Consider the following 20,787-nt stretch of genomic DNA (forward strand, 5'->3'; position numbering starts at 1 on the left):
ATAACATACAATTTAAAAGGATGACGAGTGCCGAAAACCGCCCGGCCGCTTCATTCTTGAAAAAAATTGCGGCCGCCGCTAATATGGGGACAAATTCCAATCTGTTTTTTCCTGAATGTTTTCTGATTCTTCCGGATAGTATGGTGATATGCAGACATGTGCGGTTTTCTAAAAAATTTTATATTTCATTTCATAAAATCCCGCCAATAAGCTGAAGCTAATACAAATGTTGATTTGATTATGCGTCTAACAGCAAAAAAAAGAAGGTGGATGTGATGGCATTGAATAAACCCAAAATCGTGGTTTTAGGTGCAGGTTATGGTGGATTAATGACAGTAACAAGGCTTCCGAAGCATATCGGGGCAAATGACGCTGACATTACTTTGGTCAATAAACACAATTATCATTATGAAACGACATGGATGCATGAAGCGAGCGCAGGAACGCTACATCATGACCGCTGCAGATATCAAATAAAAGATGTAATCAATGAATCACGGGTCAAATTTGTGCAGGATACCGTAAAAGCGATAGATGTGCAAAATAAAAAGGTGACGCTTTCACAAGGGGACATCCCTTATGATTATCTTGTCATCGGGCTTGGCGCCGTCCCTGAAACATTCGGGATTAAAGGCTTAAAAGAATTCGCTTTTCCGATCGCGAATATTAATACGTCGCGCCAGCTGAAAGACCATATTGAGCTCCAATTTGCGACATACAATACGGAGGCCGAAAAACGCCCTGACCGCTTAACCATCGTTGTCGGCGGAGCGGGCTTTACGGGAATTGAATTTCTCGGTGAACTTGCGAACCGCAAGCCGGAGTTATGCAGATATTATGATATAGATGAAAGTCTCGTCCGGATCGTCTGTGTCGAGGCCGCCCCGACGGTTTTGCCGGGATTTGATCCGGAGCTTGTCGATTACGCCGTTCAATACCTTGAGAGCAAAGGCGTTGAATTTAAAATCGGCACCGCGGTTCAAGAATGCCGCGCAGACGGTGTCACAGTCGGCAAGAAAGATGAAGAGCCGGAAGAAATCAAATCCCAGACCGTTGTCTGGGCGGCGGGCGTGCGCGGACATCCGATCGTGGAGGAAGCGGGTTTTGAAAATATGCGCGGCCGTGTCAAGGTCAACCCTGATCTTCGGGCGCCGGGTCATGATGACGTTTTTATACTCGGCGACAGCTCGCTCTTTATCAATGAAGAGACGGAACGGCCGTACCCGCCGACTGCTCAGATCGCGATGCAGCAAGGAGAAACGGTCGCCAAAAATCTGGGCGGTTTGATTAAAGGAGGCCAGCTTGAAGAGTTCAAGCCTGACATTAAAGGAACCGTCGCCTCCCTCGGTGAGCATAACGCCGTCGGAGTCGTATACGGCAGGAAGCTCAAAGGCATGCCGGCGTCCTTTATGAAAAAGGTCATTGACAACCGATCGCTCTTTATGATCGGCGGGCTGGGCCTGACGCTGAAAAAAGGGAAGTTTAAATTCTTCTGAAAACCCGCGGCCGCGGGTTTTCTCTTCTTTTAAAAAAGAGCGCTATCAAAAGAATGTAAAAGAAAAAAATGAATGTTTTCGCTTACATGAGTTATTTTGTTACATATTCTGACTTGGTGCTTGACAAGTAAATATGATATATTATCAGAAAATTAAGAAAAAGGGTGATCCGCATGAAAACGACAGCAAAAAGCACGGCGGCGTGTCCGTTCTGCTCAGGTAAAGGGTATTTTCAATTGCTTCTTGGCGGCTCCGAAACATGTCCCTCCTGCCAGGGAAGCGGCAAAGAGAGACGCTGATTTTTCCAGACGTTGACTTTTTTACCGCCCCCGAGGTACACTGAAAGTGCTGTAGGGGGTGGATGTTTGTGATTAGTTTGCCGGTTGTCCTGATCTCAATCGTACTATTTTTTGTACTGTTTTTCGGCATAGGCTTTCTGTTGAACATGCTGCTTAGAATGTCGTGGATTATGGCTGTTGTCTATCCGATTGTATGCCTTTTCATTATCAGCAATAAAAAGATGATCAGTTACGTGCAGGCGCCGGGGGAATCCTTTCAAAGCCTGTTTCAGCGCATCATGTCATTAGCGGTTGCGGATGTCGTGATTTTGGCGGGCGGACTGGCGGGAGCCATCATGTCAGGCATTGCCATAAAGGCGCTCAGAAAAAGAGGATATCAAATGTTTTAAACCGCTTTCTTATTCAAGAAAGCTTTTTTTGTGTCACGGCGCTTTTTGTATAGCACCCCACCGAGTTGGGAACAATGACTCGGAGGAGAGTGATTTCAGATTGACGATAATCAGACGCGTATTCATGATCGTGCTCTTTTTGGGCGCATGCCATGCGACATACTTTTCCATAACGGGTGTTGAAGCAAAGGATCTGACAAATTGGATGACGGAACATCGCGGCGCCGTTTTGAAAAACATCGGCACTCCGTTTCAATCCTTACAGAATCAGCCGGAAAAGAAGGCATCAGGCAGGATAAAACCGCTGGAAGAAGCTTTTGACTGGGAACGCTATCCGTCACAAAAGGTGACGGCCACCGGTTATACCGCCGGAGCGGAATCTACCGGAAAATCTCCGGGTCATCCGGAGTACGGAATTACATATTCAGGCGTGAAGGTCAAACGCGATTTATATTCAACTGTTGCGGCCGATCCGTCTGTTTTCCCGATCGGGACGATTCTGTTTATACCGAATTACGGTTACGGGGTTGTCGCCGATACCGGCTCAAAAATTAAAGGCAGCCGCCTTGACCTCTACTTTGACACCGTCAAGGACGTCTATAACAATTGGGGCAAAAAAACACTTGAGGTCTACATGATTAAAAAAGGGAACGGCACAGTGACCGAGGACGAACTTGTAAAGCTGAACGAAACCAAGTCGATGCAAGTGTTCAGAAATCAATACAAAACGGTAAAAGAATAAAAACGCTTCAGCATCCGCTGAAGCGTTTTTTACATAAAGAAATAATCTAAAATCAATGTCAGCACAATACCGGTGACGCCGCCGAAGAACACTTCAATCGGCTGATGGCCGAGCAGTTCTTTCAGTTTCTTCTGTTTTTCCTTCTCTTCCGCTTTCTGAAAGTCCTTCGCTTCGCTGACAAACCGATTAAAGTCGATGACCAGTTTATTAATGACCGTCGCCTGTTCACCCGCATGCCGCCTGACACCAGTAGCGTCGAACATCGTAATGACGGCGAAAATCGCGGCGACTGCAAACAGGGGCGAGTCCAGTCCCTGTTCCAAAGCGATTCCGGTTGACAGCGCGGTGACGGCGGCGGAATGGGAGCTCGGCATGCCGCCGGTGCTCGTCACAAGAGACCAGTCAAGTTTTTTGGATACGATAAATTGAATAGGCACTTTTACAACTTGGGCAAAAATAATGGCGGCAAAACTCGCCAGTAAAGGAAAATTCATAAATACATCCATATGCAACATCCTTTCTGTATCTGCTGATTCCGATCGTATCGAAAAACTGCAGAAAACGCCCTTAGTTTGGTAAAATAAAATCAATGAAAAATGTTTTTTCATTATACCACTTTACATAACAAATACCCACATAAGGAGTGTGTACTCATGTTTTATGCATCTGATCAACTGCGGCATCCCGAAACACTGGTCATCGGTCTTTTTCAAAAAAGCACGCTGAACGGATTTACGAAGGAATTGGATGATAAATTGGACGGTCATCTGACCCAGCTGTTAAAGGATGGTGATGTGTCCGCCAAACGCAATCGTGTATCAAAAGTATACCCTCCGGCTGCGACCGGTATGAAACGTATTTATTTTATCGGCCTGGGAAGAGAAGCGGATTATTCGTTTGAAGATACGAAAGAATGCTTTGCACGAGTATTTCAGCAGGTTCATCAAGATAAAAAACAGGAAGTATCCGTTTTGCTCGATACATTCGTCTCCGGGGAAGTGCCTGCCGCCGATGCCGCTCATGCGCTTTCAGAAAGCTGTCTGCTTGCGGTTTACGAAGTGCAGGATTATAAACATAAATCAAATGAGCCGGATCAGGAACTGAAATCAGTCTGCGCCGTGACCGAAGAAGACCTGAGGGAAGTGCAGGCCGGCCTGAACGTTGGCGCGGCATACGGCCAAGGGACGAATTCAGCCCGCACACTTGTGAATATGCCGGGTAATATGCTGACGGCCACTGATTTGGCGTCATATGCCGCTGAGCTGGCGGCAAAATACGATTTCGAGTGTGAAATTTTAGAAAAAGATGAAATGGAAGAGCTCGGCATGGGCGGGCTGCTTGCTGTTAACAAGGGCTCATCCGAACCGCCGAAAATGATCGTTCTGAAGTATCAGGGCAAAGATCAGTGGGAAGACGTTATCGGCCTGGTCGGTAAAGGAATTACCTTTGATACGGGCGGATATTCAATTAAGCCGAAAACCGGCATCGTCGGCATGAAAAGCGATATGGGAGGGGCCGCCTCGGTATTAGGGGCAATGGAAATTATCGGCGAACTGCGGCCTGAACAAAACGTGCTCGCTGTCATACCGTCTACGGACAACATGATTTCGTCCGATGCGATGAAGCCGGATGATGTCATCGTTTCGCTCAGCGGAAAAACCATTGAGATCCTGAACACCGATGCGGAAGGGCGTCTCGTGCTTGCCGACGGCATCACATACGCCAAGCAGCACGGAGCCTCTGTCCTTGTAGACGTCGCAACGTTAACGGGCGGTGTCATTGTCGCCTTAGGAAACGAAATGACAGGCGCCATGACCAATCACGCCGCGTTTTATGAACAGGTGGCGGAATCGGCGAAAGAATCCGGCGAGCCGATCTGGCAGCTTCCGATTACAGAAAAGGATAAAAAACGAGTGAGAAACAGTCAGATGGCTGATTTGAACAATTCTCCGGGAAGAGAAGGCCACGCGATTATGGCGGGGGCATTCATTGGTGAATTCGCGGAAAACACGCCGTGGGTTCATCTCGATATTGCGGGAACCGCAACGGCGAATAAAGCGACATGCTTCGGCCCTGCCGGCGCAACAGGCGTCATGGCAAGGACGTTGGCTGTTTTGACTGAGCGCTTTACGCCCGAAAGATAACAGCATCCCGCTGCCTTTATGCAGCGGGTTTTTTGATTTCCAAAATCTTTAGTTGACTAAAGCGCAGAATATATGTTAACTTTAATTATCTACTACATTAGCAAACTAAAGGATTTTTGGAGGGACTCATCAATGAATGCTGTTGTTGTCGCAGTATTGCTTATGCTCGTCTTAAGCCTGCTGCGTGTCAATATTATTATAGCTTTAATGATCGGCGCGCTTGCCGGCGGGCTGACCGGCGGCTTAGGCCTAGGAGAGACGGTGAAGGCTTTTACGGACGGTCTCGGCGGAAATGCCACCGTCGCGGTCAGCTACGCGCTGCTCGGAGCATTTGCCGCGGCGCTTACAAAGACGGGGCTTCCCGATGCAATGGTGGAAGCGTCTGTCAAACTAATCGGAAAAAAGGAAGATTCGCGGAAAAAAGCACTGTCAAAAGTGTTAATCGTACTGATTATTTTAATCATATCCTGTTTCTCGCAAAACGTGGTGCCCGTTCACATTGCGTTTATTCCTGTATTGATTCCGCCGCTTTTAAAAATATTTAACGAACTTGAAATAGACCGCAGACTGATCGCGTGTGTGATGACATTCGGACTGACTGCGCCGTATATCGTTCTGCCTGTCGGATTCGGACAGATTTTCCAGGGGATGCTGAGAGATAATATGGCGGCAGCCGGTTTAAAGGTGCCGCTCAGTGATATCCCTTATGCTTTAATCATTCCGACGGCCGGGATGGTAGTCGGTTTAATTTTAGCCGTCATCGTCTTCCGGAAACCGAAGAAATATGAGACGAAGGAGATTGCCGGACTATCGTCTTCTCCTTATACGAAAAAAAGCATTGCCATCGCCTTGATCTCCATTGCCGTGTCGCTTGCCGTTCAGCTCTATCTGTCACAAGTGCTCGGAGTGGAAGGTATGATCATGGGCGCGCTTGCCGGCTTGTTTACGCTGTTTATCAGCGGAGTCATGAAGCGCAATGAAGCGGATAAGCTGATCACGGACGGCATGATTCTGATGGCTTTTATCGGGTTTGTCATGCTTGTTGCGGCCGGTTTTTCAAATGTATTGAATAAAACGGGCGATGTGGCTTCCTTGGTCAAAGCATCAACAGGCTTTATCGGCCACAGCCAATCATTGGGCGCGCTCCTGATGCTGGTGGTCGGTTTATTAATCACGATGGGAATCGGATCATCATTTGCAACCGTACCCGTTATTACGACCATATTCGTTCCGCTGTGCGCTCAGCTCGGATTCAGCCCGATGGCGACGATCGCCGTAATCGGAGCGGCCGCCGCGGTCGGTGATGCGGGTTCTCCTGCAAGTGACAGTACGCTCGGCCCGACGTCAGGCCTCAGCGCCGACGGACAGCACCACCACATTTGGGATACGTGCGTACCGACATTTATTTTCTATAACATTCCGCTTGTGATATTCGGCTGGATTGCCGCACTTGTCCTGTAAAAAAAGGCTCCCGGAAAGGGGAGCCTTTTTGTATGCTGAGAACATCTTACGCCGGGTTTCTGCTGAACCCCGTCGCTTTATGAATAGACCTGTAAACGGCAGGCGCGATTGATGCCAATAACAGTGCTAAAACGATATCTTTTATGAAAAACCATATCATGTAAAACCAGGCCATTCCGTAGCTGATCGGAGCATGAAGCCATAATTTCAGCGCAATATACGTATAGGTCGTGCCAATGATATAAATGACGGCGGTACCGATCAAAGAGGCCCATGCATAATGCAGGCGGCCGGGTTTTTTTGTTTTTTCCAGCAGCCATCCGGCTGCAAATGCCGCCGGGATATAAGCGAGAATAAATCCGCCGCTCTTTCCGATAAACGGCGCAAAGCCTGCTGAGAATTGAGCGAAAACAGGCGCCCCCGCGAGTCCGGCCAATGCGTATACCGTCATTGCAATGGCTGCCCGTCTGGCGCCGAGAAGCATCGCGGCTAACAGACAAAAGAAAGGCTGCAGCGATAACGGAATTCCCGCAACTTGCAAAAAAGGAGCCATTGATGTAATGTTGGCGCCGACGGCCATCAGTGCGGCAAACATGCCGATAAGCGCCATATCGCCCGCGCGAAGGTTGCGTTGTTTCATTTGTTTTTCCCCCTTACACTTGTACCAGATTAGCGTAATCGAAGGGTGATTGATTGTCAACAAAGATTTAACACAGGTTTACTAAATGGAGGGAGCCATATGTTTTTCGGGAAAACGAAACAAACAAAACAGTCGGAACGGATTCCGCCAAATCAAAATGTCACAACGAAGTTTCCCGTGCTTCACGCCGGAAATGTTCCTTATTATGAAGATATGTCAAAATGGAATCTGCAAGTGTACGGACTTGTTGACCGTCCTATGCTGTTAAGCTTTGAAGATATCAAATCCTTTCCTGAAGCCGAAGTGAAAAATGATATTCATTGCGTTACGGGCTGGTCCCGTCTTGATAATATCTGGCAGGGAATACGCGCCAAAGACATCGCTGAGAAAGCGGGCGTGCACAAAGAAGCGGGATTCGTCATTCTGCACGCTGAAGAGGGCTGGACGGCCAACCTGCCGCTTTCTGATTTTGCGCGGGAAACATCCCTGCTGGCATATGCGCATAACGGCGAGCCGTTAACGCCAGAGCACGGCTATCCGCTCAGAGGCGTTTTCCCCCATCTTTATTTTTGGAAAAGCGCAAAATGGCTGCGCGGCATTCAGTTCACAAAGGAAAACCACCCCGGCTTTTGGGAGAAAAACGGCTACCATATGAGGGGAGATCCATGGAAGAATGAGCGCTTTACATGGGATTAAGCCCCTATCACTATATAGTTCTTAGGTACCTTATTGAAATAAGGTGCTTTTTTTATATCAAAAATCCATTGACTTTGTTTGGCAAAAAACCTATTATTTGAGGTGTCTTTTGATATTGAAAATCATTATCAATAAGCATAGATAAAGCAATTGCCGCAAAGGGGATGAACACATAATGGACGGAAAACAAATAAAGCGGGGTTTCGCGCCGGCCGGCCGATACGCGGTTCCGGGCACAGAAGTAAGAGAAATGCGCTCAAAAGGAGGCCGTATGTATCGTATCTTTGTCTCTTTTCCTCAGGAAGAACCGCCTGCATCCGGCTTCCCCGTCATATACCTGCTCGATGCGAATTCCGTATTCGGCACAATGGCCGAAGCTTTGCGGGTGCAAAGCCGACGGCCTGAAAAAACAGGCGTTGTTCCGGCGGTGATTGTCGGAATCGGCTACCCGACAGATCAGCCGTTTTCCGCCGAACGTCACAGTGATTTTACGATGCCGCTTTCTGAATCAGAACTGCCGGTGCACCCGCGGGGCGCGGCATGGCCCGAACAGGGAGGGGCGGAAGCGTTTCTGAGTTTTATAGAAGAAGAAGTAAAGCCCGCGATGGAGCGGGATTATCCGATCGACAGAGGCAGGCAGACGATTTTCGGCCATTCGCTGGGCGGTCTTTTTGTGCTGCAAGTGCTTTTGACGAGGCCGGACATGTTCCAGACCTATGTTGCCGGGAGTCCGTCAATTCACTGGAACAAGCGTTTTATTCAGGAAAAAGCGGAACGTTTGTCAGACCGGCTCTCTGCGGAAAATCTTCAAGTCAGCGTATTGCTGGCTGCGGGAGAAATTGAAAAAACACATAAAAGCAGAATCCCGCAGCACGCAGAGGCGCTGTACTCTTTATTATCCGGATTTGAAGATGATGGAGTCCGTGCTGAATACAGCGAGTTTGAAGGAGAGGGCCATATTTCTGTCCTGCCCGTTTTAATCAGCAGGGCCCTGCGTTTCTGCCTGAATCCGGGAGGACCGCATACCCCGTATTCTCCCGCATGAGAAAAAACAGGCCCTTCGAACTAAATGCGGCTGATTCTAATTTTCTAATTGACTGCGTGTTTTGATTTGGATATGATTGTCTTGAATCATAGTTGATAATGATAATCATTATCAATATAGAAAGGGAATGATAATATGGACGCATTGGGAATGAAAGGGAAAACGGCCGTTGTCACCGGCGCCGCTCAAGGCATCGGAGAAGCAACAGCGCTTGCCCTTGCTGAACAAGGCGTAAATGTGGCAGCTATAGATACAAATCAAGACTTGCTTCTCGGGCTTACTGACAGACTTCGGCAAAAAGGCGTGCAGGCGCAGGGGTTTGCCGCAGATGTATCTGACAGTGCGGCTGTCAATGATATCATCGCCGCCGTTGAACGCGACATGGGACCTATTGAAATATTGGCGAACGTTGCGGGCGTGCTGCGGCCGGGTCCGGTGCAATCCCTCAGTGATGAAGATTGGGATCAAACATTTTCTGTTAATACGACCGGCGTATTTCATGTGTCACGGGCTGTAAGCCGATACATGATTGAGCGTCAAAAAGGCGCCATCGTTACGGTCGGTTCGAATGCAGCCGGCGTTCCGCGTGCTTCCATGGCGGCTTATGCGGCGTCAAAAGCGGCTGCCGTCATGTTTACGAAATGCCTCGGACTGGAGCTTGCGGCCCATCATATCCGCTGCAACATCGTATCTCCGGGTTCAACGGAAACCGACATGCAGCGGGCGCTGTGGCAGGACGGGAACGGAGCCCGGGACGTCATCAGAGGTTCGCTTGATACATATAAAACGGGAATTCCGCTTCAAAAGCTGGCGAAGCCTTCTGATATTGCAAATGCCGTTTTGTTTCTGGCTTCTGAACAGGCAAACCATATTACGATGCATGATTTATGCGTTGATGGCGGCGCTACTTTAGGCGTTTGATGTAACGAGAAGGAGGGACAAACATGACAAATCAACATTTATTGGCGGAAGTGTCTGCAAAAGAGGTGCTGGACGCTTACAAGCCCGGGGCGTTCTTTTTAGCTTCCCCGAAAAGTACGATGCTTGCGGAAGGAATGTTTGCGGAAGTGCCTGATACAGACGCGGAAAATCAGCTGGATTCACTGCCTGAACGCGTGAGACAGACGCTTCTTGAGGCAAAGCAAGCCGGCATCAAACATCCGATTGCGGCCGGCGCCATTCCTTTTGACGGCAGAAAAGCTTCCCGGCTTTTTGTACCGAAGAATGTCCATACGGCAGGCCCGCTTTCGTTTGCGGAATCTTCCGCAGAAAAGCCGCAATCCAATACATATGACATCCGTCCCGTTCCGGAGCCTGAGGGCTTTATGAGCGGTGTGGAACAAGGCGTATTCAGCATTACGGACGGTCCGCTCAGCAAAATCGTGCTGTCAAGGACGCTTCATCTGACCGCTGAAAAGGATATCGACATTCCACAGGCCGTCAAGCATTTGGCGCAGCACAACCCGCGCGGCTATACATTCGCTGCGGATGTGACGGGAACGTCAGAAACAAGAAAAACGCTTTTCGGCGCAAGTCCTGAACTATTGCTGTCCAAAAACGGAACATCGATTCTGTCCAATCCGCTGGCAGGTTCCAGACCTCGCAGCACAGATCCCGCCGAGGATCAGAGAAGAGCGGAAGAACTGCTGCAATCAGCAAAAGATCTGCATGAACATGCCGTAGTCGTGGCCGCCGTGGCCGCCGCCCTTAAACCGTTCTGCCGTGTGCTTGATGTGCCGGAAAAACCGTCACTCATTAAAACTGAGGCGATGTGGCACCTGTCCACCGAGGTAAAGGGAGAGCTGCGTGATCCGTCAACGACATCACTTGAGCTGGCCATCGCCCTGCATCCGACACCCGCGGTATGCGGAACGCCGACGGATGCGGCGAGAGAAGCGATTCAGGATATTGAGCCGTTTGACCGCAATTTCTACACGGGAATGGCGGGCTGGTGTGATGCTGAGGGTGACGGAGAATGGATTATCGCACTCCGTTGCGCCGAAGCGGAAACAAGGTCTCTCCGGCTCTTTGCGGGTGCCGGGATTGTCGCCGGATCAAAGCCGCAGGATGAATTGGACGAGACCTCGGCCAAATTCCGCACCATGCTCCGGGCGATGGGGCTTTACCAAGATGAGTTGTAAAAAAGGAGGGAACGGATCGTGCTGACTGGATTTACGCCATGGCCGGAAGAATGGGCTGACAAATACCGAAAAGACGGCTGCTGGAAGGGTGAGACGTTCGGAGGAATGCTGAAAGAGCGCGCGGCTTTATACGGAAATCAAACTGCCGTGACGTGTAAAGATGTACATTGGACCTACAAAGAATTAGATGAAAGGGCAGATCGTTTAGCGGCGGGGCTGCATAAGCTCGGAATTCAAAAGGAAGACCGCGTTGTCGTTCAGCTGCCGAATATCGCTGAGTTTTTTGAAGTGATTTTCGCGCTGTTCCGGCTGGGAGCGCTGCCCGTTTTCGCGCTGCCTTCTCATAGAAGCAGTGAGATTACGTATTTCTGCGAGTTTGCAGAGGCGAAAGCATACATCATTCCTGATATGCATTCAGGTTTTGATTACAGGGCGCTTGCCAGACAGGTGAAAGACAAACTTCCGGATTTGGCGCATGTCATTGTGGCCGGCGAAGCTGAAGAGTTTCAAGAACTGAGCAGCCTGCATAGAGAGCCTGTTCAGCTGGAAGAGGTAAGCCCGGCGGAAGTCGCCTTTTTACAGCTTTCAGGAGGCAGTACGGGGCTGTCCAAGCTGATTCCGCGAACACACGACGATTACATATACAGTTTGCGCATCAGCGCGGAAATATGCGGCTTGGATCAACACAGCGTTTATTTGGCCGCTCTGCCGACAGCGCATAATTATCCGCTCAGCTCGCCAGGTGTGCTGGGAACTTTATATGCCGGGGGCCGGGTTGTTCTGTCACCGACGCCGAGTCCGGATGACTGCTTCCCGTTAATTGAAAAAGAACGTGTCACGATTACAGCGCTCGTCCCGCCGCTTGCGATGGTGTGGATGGACGCATCCGGTTCGCGAAGTGATGATTTATCAAGCCTTCAAGTGCTGCAGGTGGGAGGCGCCAAATTCAGTGCTGAGGCGGCCCGCCGCGTGAAGAGCGCTTTCGGATGCACCCTTCAGCAGGTTTTCGGAATGGCGGAAGGATTGGTGAATTATACGAGACTGGATGATCCTGAAGAGATCATTGTCAATACGCAAGGCAGACCGATGTCCCCTTTTGATGAGGTAAGGGTTTTAGACGATGACGGGCGGGATGTCGCCCCCGGTGAAGCGGGACATTTGTTTACACGCGGCCCTTACACGATTCGCGGATATTATAAAGCGCCTGAACATAATGAAAGATCATTCACAGCCGACGGATTTTATCAGACCGGCGATATCGTCAAACTGACGGCGGACGGCTATATCATCGTCGAAGGACGTGCGAAAGATCAAATCAATCGGGGCGGTGAAAAAATAGCCGCTGAGGAGGTGGAAAATCACCTTCTTGCGCATCCTGCCGTTCATGATGCGGCCATGGTTTCAATGCCGGATGATTTTCTCGGGGAGCGTTCCTGTGTGTTCGTCATCCCGAAAGGAGAAGCGCCGAAACCGGGAGAGCTGAAAGCATTTTTGCGTGAGCGCGGACTGGCGGCATATAAAATCCCCGACCGGATTGAATTTATCGCTTCTTTTCCGAAAACCGGCGTCGGCAAGGTCAGTAAAAAGGATCTTCGCGAAACGATCGCCCAAAAAGTAAAGCCGGCTGAAATCAAACAATCTTAAAAAAGGAAGTGTTTACATTGGCTATACCGTCTATTCCCGCATATGCGCTGCCGACAGCGTCAGATATGCCTGAAAATAAAGTATCGTGGACGCTGAATCCGAAACGCGCGGTGCTTCTGATCCATGACATGCAGAATTATTTCGTCGATGCTTTTGCGAAAGGTGAAGCTCCGATCACAGAGGCGTCTCAGAATATCAAAAAAATAAAAGAGCAATGCAAAGCACTCGGCATTCCGGTGGTGTATACCGCACAGCCGGGCAGCCAAGACCCGGCGGACCGTGCGCTGCTGACGGATTTTTGGGGGCCGGGGCTAAAAAGCGGGCCTTATGAAGAAAAGGTCATTCCGGAGCTTGCCCCGGATGATCAGGACATTGTCCTCACAAAGTGGAGATACAGCGCGTTTAAACGGACGAATCTCCTTGAGATCATGCATGAAAGCGGCAGAGACCAGCTCATGATTACGGGAATTTATGCACACATCGGCTGTCTCGTCACAGCCTGTGAAGCATTTATGGATGATATCCAAAGCTTCTTTATCGGAGACGCCGTTGCTGATTTTTCTTCAGAAAAACATAAGATGGCCATCGAATATGCGTCTCAGCGCTGCGCTTACACAGCTTTGACAAACGAAGTGCTGGAGCTGCTGGGCGGCGCGCCGGTTTCTGGAGGAGAAGAGAAGGTTTCCGCCGTATTGACAAAAGACCGGGTGCGGGAACAAATTGCGGCGATTCTTCAAGAATCACCGTCTGATATTCCGGATCATGAAGACCTGCTGGACAGAGGTCTTGACTCCGTCAGAATCATGAGCCTTGTCGAACAATGGCGCCGTGACGGAGCTGAAGTGACGTTTGTGGAACTGGCGGAGAACCCGACGCTGGAAGAGTGGTGGAGACTTCTTTCTTCCCGATCTCAAAAAGTCTTGCCGAACGCAGATTATTTATAAAGGGAGAGAATAGAATGCATGATACACAACAGCTGCCTCTGACAGGCGCACAGGCCGGTATCTGGTTTGCGCAGCAGCTTGATCCTGATAATCCGATTTACAATACAGGCGAGTACGTTGAGATAAACGGCGCGATCGATGTGAACATATTTAAAACCGCTCTCGAACGCGTGCTGACGGAAGCCGCGTCATTACACGCCCGCTTCGAGGAGGGAGCAGACGGGCCAAAGCAGATCATCAATCCTCCATTTGAGGCTGCGATCGATGTCATAGATGTGAGTTCAGAAGCTGATCCGAAGCAGGCCGCACTCAGACTCATGCAGACAGATTTGGCTGAGCCCGTTGATATGGCGGCCGGGCCTTTGTTCCGCGACATTTTATTTCAGGCGGGACCGGAACGCTTTTTCTGGTATCAGCGCATTCACCACATTGCGATAGACGGCTACGGTTTTTCACTGCTGGCACGGCGTACGGCGCAAATGTACACTGCAATACGGGAAGGACGTCCGGATAACGGGCGCTCCTTCGGTTCTTTGGACGATCTGGTAAAAGAAGATCAAGAGTACCGCGCGTCTGATCAATTCCTGAAAGATCGGGAATTTTGGATGGAGAAATTTGCGGATGAACCTGATGTCGTCAGTTTGGCAGAAAGAGCGCCGCGAACGTCAACACGTTTTCGGAGAAGCACGGCTTATCTTTCTGAAACGGCTTTACAGCATGTAAAAGCGATTCCGAACTGGCATGAAGCCGTCACGGCCGCAGCGGCGGTATATGTCCATCGGATGACAAACGCAGGGGATATCGTGCTCGGTTTACCGATGATGGGGCGGATCGGCTCAATTTCACTGAATATTCCGAGTATGGTCATGAATCTTCTGCCTTTACGGCTTTCTCTCCGCCCGGATATGAATTTTCATGAGGCCGTCAGCCAAGTGGCAAAAGAAATCCGAAACATCCGGCGCCATCAGAAATACCGCCATGAAGACATGCGCCGCGACCTTAAATTGCTCGGAGAAAATCGCAGGCTGTTCGGCCCGCAAGTCAATGTGATGCCGTTTGACTACGCGCTTGATTTCGCCGGAGCGCCAGGGACCGTCCATAATTTATCAGCAGGGCCCGTTGATGATTTGTCAATTAACGTTTACGACAGAGCGGACGGAAGCGGAATGCGTGTGGACTTTGATGCGAATCCGGAAGTGTACAGCGCCGAAGATATTGAAAACCATCAAAAACGATTCCTGCTTCTGTTGGAATCCGCTGTGAAAGACCAGACACAAAAAATCGGCACACTCAACCTTCTGCTTGAAAGTGAACGTCTCCGCGTACTGGAAAGCTGGAATGACACGCGCAAGGCCGAGAAGCAGAAAAGTCTGCCGGAGCTGTTTTACGAACAGGCCGTAAAAACACCGGACCGGCCGGCAATCATCACCGAAAACGAAGAGCTCAGCTATGCCGAATTGAACAAGCGCGCGAACCAGCTTGCCGGCATGCTAAAGGAAAAAGGGCTCGGACCGGAACAATTTGCCGCTTTGCTGCTTCCGCGGTCACAGGAGTTGGCCGTGGGCATGCTGGCCGTTTTGAAAACGGGAGCCGCATACCTGCCGCTTGATCCTGATTTTCCTTCTGAGCGGATCACATACATGCTCAAAGATGCACAGCCTGCATGCCTGATTACAACGATGGAATTATCCGGCCGCATGCCGGAAGACAGTGATGCAAAAAGGATCATTCTCGATGACCCGGATACGGTAAAAGCCGTTGCCGCTCAAAATGCTGACTGTTCCGCTCAGGCGGAATGTTCGCCTTTGCACCCCGCTTATATCATTTATACATCGGGCTCAACGGGCAAACCGAAAGGCGTAGTCGTCACATTAAAAAGCGTAAGCAATTTCCTCTTATCCATGCGGGAAATGTTTACGCTCGGCGAACAAGACCGCCTGCTTGCCGTTACGACTGCGGCGTTTGATATTTCCGGACTTGAGCTCTTCCTCCCGCTCATCAGCGGGGCGGGGTGCGTCATCGCACGTAAAGAGACGATTCAGGAACCGCGGGCGCTTGCGCACATGATTCACTCATACGGTATTTCAATCATGCAGGCAACGCCGACATTGTGGCATTCATTAGTCACCAATGAACCGGATTCTCTCCGGGCGCTGCAGGTGCTTGTCGGAGGTGAGGCGCTTCCGAATGCGCTTATGCATGCTCTGCTTGAATCAGGCTGTACGGTGACGAATCTGTACGGGCCGACTGAAACAACAATCTGGTCGGCCGCACAGCCGCTTGCAAAAGGCCATACAGGGGCGCCTCCGATCGGAACGCCGATTTGGAACACGCGGGTATATGTGCTGGACGCCGCATTGCAGCCCGTCCCGCCGGGAATCGCGGGCGAGCTTTATATAGCGGGGGAGGGGCTTGCCAGAGGTTATTATAACCGTCCTGATTTAACAGCGGAAAGATTCATTGCCGATCCGTACGGGCCCGCGGGCGCGAGGATGTACCGGACGGGAGATCTCGTGCGCTGGCGTGAGGACGGCTCGCTTGATTATATCAGCAGAGCCGATCACCAAATTAAAATCCGCGGGTTCCGGATAGAATTAGGAGAAATTGAGTCAGTGCTGTCGAAATATCCGGGTATTTCGCAGGCCGCCGTCATTGTCCGTGAAGACCAGCCCGGAGATAAGCGGCTGGCGGCTTACGCTGTCGCGGATCAGCCCCTTGATATCGGCGGACTTCGTGAATATATGGGCGAAAGCCTGCCGGATTATATGGTGCCGGGCGCGTTTGTACAGCTGGAAGAATTGCCGCTGACACCGAATAAGAAGCTCGATCGCAGCGCTCTGCCTGCACCTGATTTTTCCGCTGTCCTGTCTGACAGAGGGCCGCGGACGCCGCAGGAAGAAATATTATGCGATCTGTTTGCCGAGGTTCTCGGTCTCGCACGGGTCGGAATTGATGACGGGTTCTTTGAATTGGGCGGACATTCGCTCTTAGCCGGACGCCTGATGAGCCGGGTCCGGGAGACGATGGGCGCAGAGCTTGGCATCGGCCGTCTGTTTGATACGCCGACCGTTGCCGGGCTCGCCGCACAGCTTGACACCGCAAAGAGTGCGCGGCCTAAGCTCAAGCCGTTTGACCGGCCGGAGCACATCCCGCTGTCATTTGCGCAGCTGCGTCTATGGTTTCTCTACTGTCTTGAAGGGCCAAGCCCTACTTACAACATTCCGGTGATTGTCCGCATGTCAGGCAAGCTTGACCAATCAGCGCTGAAACACGCCTTTTACGATGTTGTCAGCCGTCATGAAAGCCTGCGCACCGTTTTTCCGGAAAATAAGGGATCATCTCATCAGCTCATTTTATCTGCTGAAGAAGCCCGCCCTGTGTTTACAGTGACACGTGCAGACAAAAACGAGCTCCAAGACATGCTTGCCGCTGCGGCACGATATCGGTTTAATCTCGCTAAAGAGCCGGCCGTCCGAGCCGAGCTGTTTGATCTTGGTGACGGCGAGTATACGCTGATGATTCTCCTGCATCACATCGCAGGTGACGGCTGGTCCTTGAATCCGCTCATGCGTGACTTATCCATAGCCTATATCGCCCGGCAAACAGGTGGAAAAGCAGAATGGGCGCCGCTGGCGGTTCAATATGCGGATTATGCGCTTTGGCAGCAGCAGCTTTTAGGCAGCGCGTCTGATTCTGAGAGCTTAATTGCGCGCCAGCTGGATTTCTGGAAGAAAACGCTTGAAAATGTACCGGATCAGCTGGAGCTGCCGTCTGATTTTCCGCGTCCCGCTGAATCAAGCTACAGGGGCGGCGTCATTCCGGTCAACATCGGCCAAGAGCTTCATGCCCGTCTTCTCTCACTTGCCAGAAATCAGCGCGTAAGCCTGTTTATGGTGCTTCAATCAGGGCTTTCCGCGTTACTGACCCGGCTCGGTGCAGGGACCGATATTCCGATCGGCAGTCCGATAGCCGGCCGCAGTGATGACGCATTAGGAGACCTTGTGGGTATGTTCATTAATACACTCGTACTGAGAACCGATACCTCTGGCGATCCGAGCTTTTGTGAGCTTCTTGAAAGGGTCAGGGAAATGAATCTCGCAGCATATGAACATCAGGACGTGCCGTTTGAACGTCTCGTGGAAGAATTGAATCCGATTCGTTCCCGATCAAGACATCCGCTGTTCCAAGTGATGCTCGCATTCCAAAATACGCCTGACCCTGTACTCAGTCTTCCTGATATGGAAACAAGCCTGCAAATCAGCAGTGTCGGATCGTCCAAATTTGATTTGACGCTGGAATTGGCTGAACAGCGCCATGACGACGGCACGCCTGCCGGTATTGAAGGCCTGCTGGAGTTCAGTACGGACTTATTTAGAAAAGAAACGGCTGAAGCACTTGCCGGGCGCCTGCTTCTTCTGCTCGAAGATGCCGCATCACATCCGGAAAAACCGATCGGAAGCTTAACCATTCTTTCTGATGAAGAGCGCCGGAAGCTTTTGCCGGTTAAACGTGCAAAACAGCATATTCAGCCTCGGCAGACACTGCCTGAACTGTTTGAAATACAGGCCGCCGCAAAATCGGATGAAACGGCGGCAGTTTTTGAAGAGAGCGGACTCACTTATAAAGAGCTGAATGAAAGAGCCAATCAGCTCGCGCACATGATGATTGCCTGCGGCGTCGGCCCGGAGCAGTTTGTCGCACTGGCGCTGCCGCGTTCTTTAGATATGATTGTCGGGCTGTTAGCCGTCCTGAAGACGGGGGCAGCGTATTTGCCGCTTGATCCTGATTATCCCGCGGACCGCATTGCTTTTATGTTACATGATGCCAAGCCTGTATTTATGCTCACCAACCGTGAAGGCGCAAGTAAGCTCTCTATCGAAAGCGGCATGCCGGCCTTCATCCTGGATGATCCGCAGAATAAAGAAACACTTGAGCGATATGCCGTCAAGAACCCTGCGGACGCTGACCGGATTCGTCCGCTGTCGCCGCTTCACCCGGCCTATGTCATTTACACGTCGGGATCAACAGGTGTGCCGAAAGGTGTCATCATTCCGCACAGCAATGTTATCAGGCTGTTTGAGTCGACGCGGCATTGGTATCACTTTCATTCTGATGATGTATGGACGATGTTTCACTCCTACGCTTTCGATTTCTCTGTCTGGGAAATGTGGGGGCCGCTGCTTCACGGCGGACGTCTCGTCGTCGTGCCGCATGACATCAGCAGATCGCCGGAAGCGTTTTTACATCTCCTCGTGAAAGAGCGGGTAACCGTGCTTAACCAAACGCCGTCAGCGTTTTACCAGCTGATGCATGCGGAAAAAGAACACAAAGAGCTGGGGCGTCAGCTCGCACTCAGATATATCATCTTCGGCGGCGAGGCGCTTGAGCTGAGCCGGCTTGAGGATTGGTACAGCCGCCACGCGGACAATCAGCCGGTGCTCGTGAATATGTACGGCATTACGGAAACGACGGTGCACGTCAGTTACCTTGAATTAGACAAAAACATTGCCGAACTGAGAGCAAACAGCCTCATCGGCTGCGGCATTCCTGATCTGAACGTATATGTGCTTGATGACCGGCTGGAGCCTGTGCCCCCGGGCATCACGGGCGAAATGTATGTGGCCGGAGGAGGCGTGGCACGCGGCTACTTAGGGCGGCAAAGCCTGACCGCCGAACGCTTTGTGGCTGATCCGTACGGCCCGCCGGGAACGAGGATGTACCGGACGGGGGATTTAGCCCGTCTGCGGACGGACGGTTCTCTTGATTATATGGGCAGGGCGGACCACCAGATTAAAATCCGCGGCTTCCGGATTGAATTGGGAGAAATCGAAGCGGTTCTCGTCAAACATCCGGATGTCGAGGATGCCGCCGTAGTCGTCCGTGAAGACCGGCCGGGAGATAAACGGCTGGCCGCCTACCTTGTCCGATCTGCCGGCAGCACCTTGGACACAGGAAACATGCGCCGGTTTGCCGAAGAAAGCCTGCCGGATTACATGATTCCGTCAGCTTTTGTCCAAATGAATGAACTGCCGCTGACACCGAATGGAAAGCTTGACCGAAAAGCGCTCCCTGCGCCTGACTTCCAAACGGAGGTCACCGGCCGGGGACCGAGAACGCCGCAGGAAGAAATGCTGTGTGAGCTGTTCGCAGAGGTGCTTCATCTGCCGCGTGTCGGTATTAATGACAGATTTTTTGATTTAGGCGGCCATTCTTTGCTTGCGGTTCATTTAATGAGCCGTATTCGGGAAGCGATGGGAGCCGAGCTGAGTATCGGAACATTATTTGAAGCTCCTACGGTGGCAAGCCTTGCTGAAAGACTTGAGTCAGGAACGGGCACAAGCGCGCTTGATGTTCTTCTTCCGCTCAGAACGGCAGGAGAAGAAACACCGTTGTTCTGTGTCCATCCGGCCGGCGGTCTCAGCTGGTGTTATGCCGGGCTGATGTCTTCTTTAGAGGCTGATTATCCGATATACGGCTTACAGGCGAGAGGCATCGGAAAAAAAGAATCGCTTCCGCAAAGCCTAGATGACATGGCGGCGGATTATATTGAAAAAATCCGCACCGTGCAGCCGAAAGGGCCGTACCGTCTGCTCGGCTGGTCTCTCGGAGGGAATGTCATTCAGGCCATGGCGACACAATTACAGAGCCGGGGTGAAGAGGTTTCGCTTTTGGTGATGCTTGACGCGTATCCGAATCATTTTCTGCCGATAAAAAATGCGCCTGATGACGAGGAAGCCGTCATCGCGCTGCTTGCCCTGGGAGGGTACGACCCGGACAGCCTCGGTGATCAGCCGCTTGATTTTGACGCCGCGCTGACCATTCTCCGCCGTGAGGGAAGCGCATTAGCCAGCCTGGACGAGTCAGTGATGATGAATCTGAAAGACACGTACATTAATTCTGTCGGGCTGTTAGGAACATACAAGCCGAAACCGTTCCACGGAGATGTGCTGTTCTTCAGATCAACGATTATTCCGGAGTGGTTTGACCCGATTGAGCCGGATACTTGGAAACCGTATATTACGGGGAAAATCGAGCGGTATGACTTAGACTGCCGCCATAAAGATATGTGCCAGCCGGGCCCGCTTGCCGACATTGGCGCGATTCTGGCAGAGAAATTAAACGGACGGCGTACAGTCCGGTAAAGAA

Annotated in this window: 15 protein-coding genes; 13 read left to right on the forward strand and 2 right to left on the reverse strand. The window is 51.0% G+C overall.

Annotated elements, in window-relative coordinates; translation table 11 throughout:
* The first annotated feature begins 275 nt into the window (after nucleotides 1-275).
* From BGM27_RS16445 to BGM27_RS16460, 4 genes are all read left to right on the forward strand, one after another.
* Nucleotides 276-1,496: an NAD(P)/FAD-dependent oxidoreductase gene (locus BGM27_RS16445; protein ID WP_007408709.1), complete on the forward strand. Its 1,221-nt coding sequence runs from the start codon at nucleotides 276-278 to the stop codon at nucleotides 1,494-1,496.
* Nucleotides 1,497-1,669: 173 nt separating this feature from the next.
* Nucleotides 1,670-1,795, forward strand: a complete 126-nt coding sequence (locus tag BGM27_RS16450; protein ID WP_007408708.1) for a YuiA family protein — start codon at nucleotides 1,670-1,672, stop codon at nucleotides 1,793-1,795.
* Between the two features lie 68 nt (nucleotides 1,796-1,863).
* Nucleotides 1,864-2,184, forward strand: coding sequence for a YuiB family protein (locus tag BGM27_RS16455; protein WP_003151989.1), 321 nt, complete (start codon nucleotides 1,864-1,866; stop codon nucleotides 2,182-2,184).
* A gap of 100 nt (nucleotides 2,185-2,284) precedes the next feature.
* Entirely contained in the window at nucleotides 2,285-2,926 is a 642-nt protein-coding gene (locus BGM27_RS16460; protein WP_007408706.1) for a 3D domain-containing protein, read from the forward strand.
* Between the two features lie 29 nt (nucleotides 2,927-2,955).
* On the opposite strand, the gene BGM27_RS16465 is transcribed toward BGM27_RS16460, so the two are convergent.
* Nucleotides 2,956-3,432 (reverse strand): divergent PAP2 family protein, encoded by a 477-nt coding sequence (locus BGM27_RS16465; protein WP_007408705.1) that lies wholly within the window; start codon nucleotides 3,430-3,432, stop codon nucleotides 2,956-2,958.
* A 147-nt stretch (nucleotides 3,433-3,579) separates the two neighbouring features.
* Between BGM27_RS16465 and BGM27_RS16470 the strand changes: the two genes are divergently transcribed.
* Together BGM27_RS16470 and BGM27_RS16475 are read left to right on the forward strand one after the other, a co-directional pair.
* A complete protein-coding gene (locus BGM27_RS16470) occupies nucleotides 3,580-5,070 on the forward strand; it encodes a leucyl aminopeptidase (protein ID WP_007408704.1) in 1,491 nt (496 codons plus the stop codon).
* Nucleotides 5,071-5,202: 132 nt separating this feature from the next.
* Nucleotides 5,203-6,531 (forward strand): Na+/H+ antiporter NhaC family protein, encoded by a 1,329-nt coding sequence (locus BGM27_RS16475; protein WP_007408703.1) that lies wholly within the window; start codon nucleotides 5,203-5,205, stop codon nucleotides 6,529-6,531.
* 46 nt (nucleotides 6,532-6,577) lie between these two features.
* Here the strand turns inward: BGM27_RS16475 and BGM27_RS16480 are convergent, their stop codons facing one another.
* Nucleotides 6,578-7,171 carry a biotin transporter BioY gene (locus tag BGM27_RS16480; protein ID WP_007408702.1) on the reverse strand — a complete coding sequence of 198 codons (594 nt, stop codon included), beginning with the start codon at nucleotides 7,169-7,171 and terminating at the stop codon, nucleotides 6,578-6,580.
* A 99-nt stretch (nucleotides 7,172-7,270) separates the two neighbouring features.
* Between BGM27_RS16480 and BGM27_RS16485 the strand changes: the two genes are divergently transcribed.
* The 7 genes from BGM27_RS16485 to BGM27_RS16515 all read left to right on the forward strand — a co-directional run bounded on the left by BGM27_RS16485 (nucleotide 7,271) and on the right by BGM27_RS16515 (nucleotide 20,783).
* Nucleotides 7,271-7,867 (forward strand): sulfite oxidase-like oxidoreductase, encoded by a 597-nt coding sequence (locus tag BGM27_RS16485; RefSeq protein ID WP_007408701.1) that lies wholly within the window; start codon nucleotides 7,271-7,273, stop codon nucleotides 7,865-7,867.
* A gap of 175 nt (nucleotides 7,868-8,042) precedes the next feature.
* On the forward strand, nucleotides 8,043-8,912 hold the full coding sequence (locus BGM27_RS16490; protein ID WP_007408700.1) for an alpha/beta hydrolase: 870 nt from the start codon (nucleotides 8,043-8,045) through the stop codon (nucleotides 8,910-8,912).
* A 135-nt stretch (nucleotides 8,913-9,047) separates the two neighbouring features.
* On the forward strand, nucleotides 9,048-9,833 hold the full coding sequence (locus BGM27_RS16495; protein WP_007408699.1) for a 2,3-dihydro-2,3-dihydroxybenzoate dehydrogenase: 786 nt from the start codon (nucleotides 9,048-9,050) through the stop codon (nucleotides 9,831-9,833).
* Between the two features lie 23 nt (nucleotides 9,834-9,856).
* Nucleotides 9,857-11,053, forward strand: coding sequence for an isochorismate synthase DhbC (dhbC, locus tag BGM27_RS16500; protein WP_007408698.1), 1,197 nt, complete (start codon nucleotides 9,857-9,859; stop codon nucleotides 11,051-11,053).
* Between the two features lie 18 nt (nucleotides 11,054-11,071).
* The gene (locus tag BGM27_RS16505) at nucleotides 11,072-12,697 is read left to right on the forward strand and encodes a (2,3-dihydroxybenzoyl)adenylate synthase (RefSeq protein WP_007408697.1); all 1,626 of its coding nucleotides are present in this window, start codon (nucleotides 11,072-11,074) and stop codon (nucleotides 12,695-12,697) included.
* Between the two features lie 17 nt (nucleotides 12,698-12,714).
* Entirely contained in the window at nucleotides 12,715-13,641 is a 927-nt protein-coding gene (locus BGM27_RS16510; RefSeq protein WP_007408696.1) for an isochorismatase, read from the forward strand.
* Nucleotides 13,642-13,655: 14 nt separating this feature from the next.
* A complete protein-coding gene (locus BGM27_RS16515; protein WP_007408695.1) occupies nucleotides 13,656-20,783 on the forward strand; it encodes an amino acid adenylation domain-containing protein in 7,128 nt (2,375 codons plus the stop codon).
* The last annotated feature ends 4 nt before the right edge of the window (nucleotides 20,784-20,787 follow it).

The sequence above is a fragment of the Bacillus sp. FJAT-27001 genome (genome assembly GCF_019039175.1).
Classification (GTDB): domain Bacteria; phylum Bacillota; class Bacilli; order Bacillales; family Bacillaceae; genus Bacillus; species Bacillus velezensis.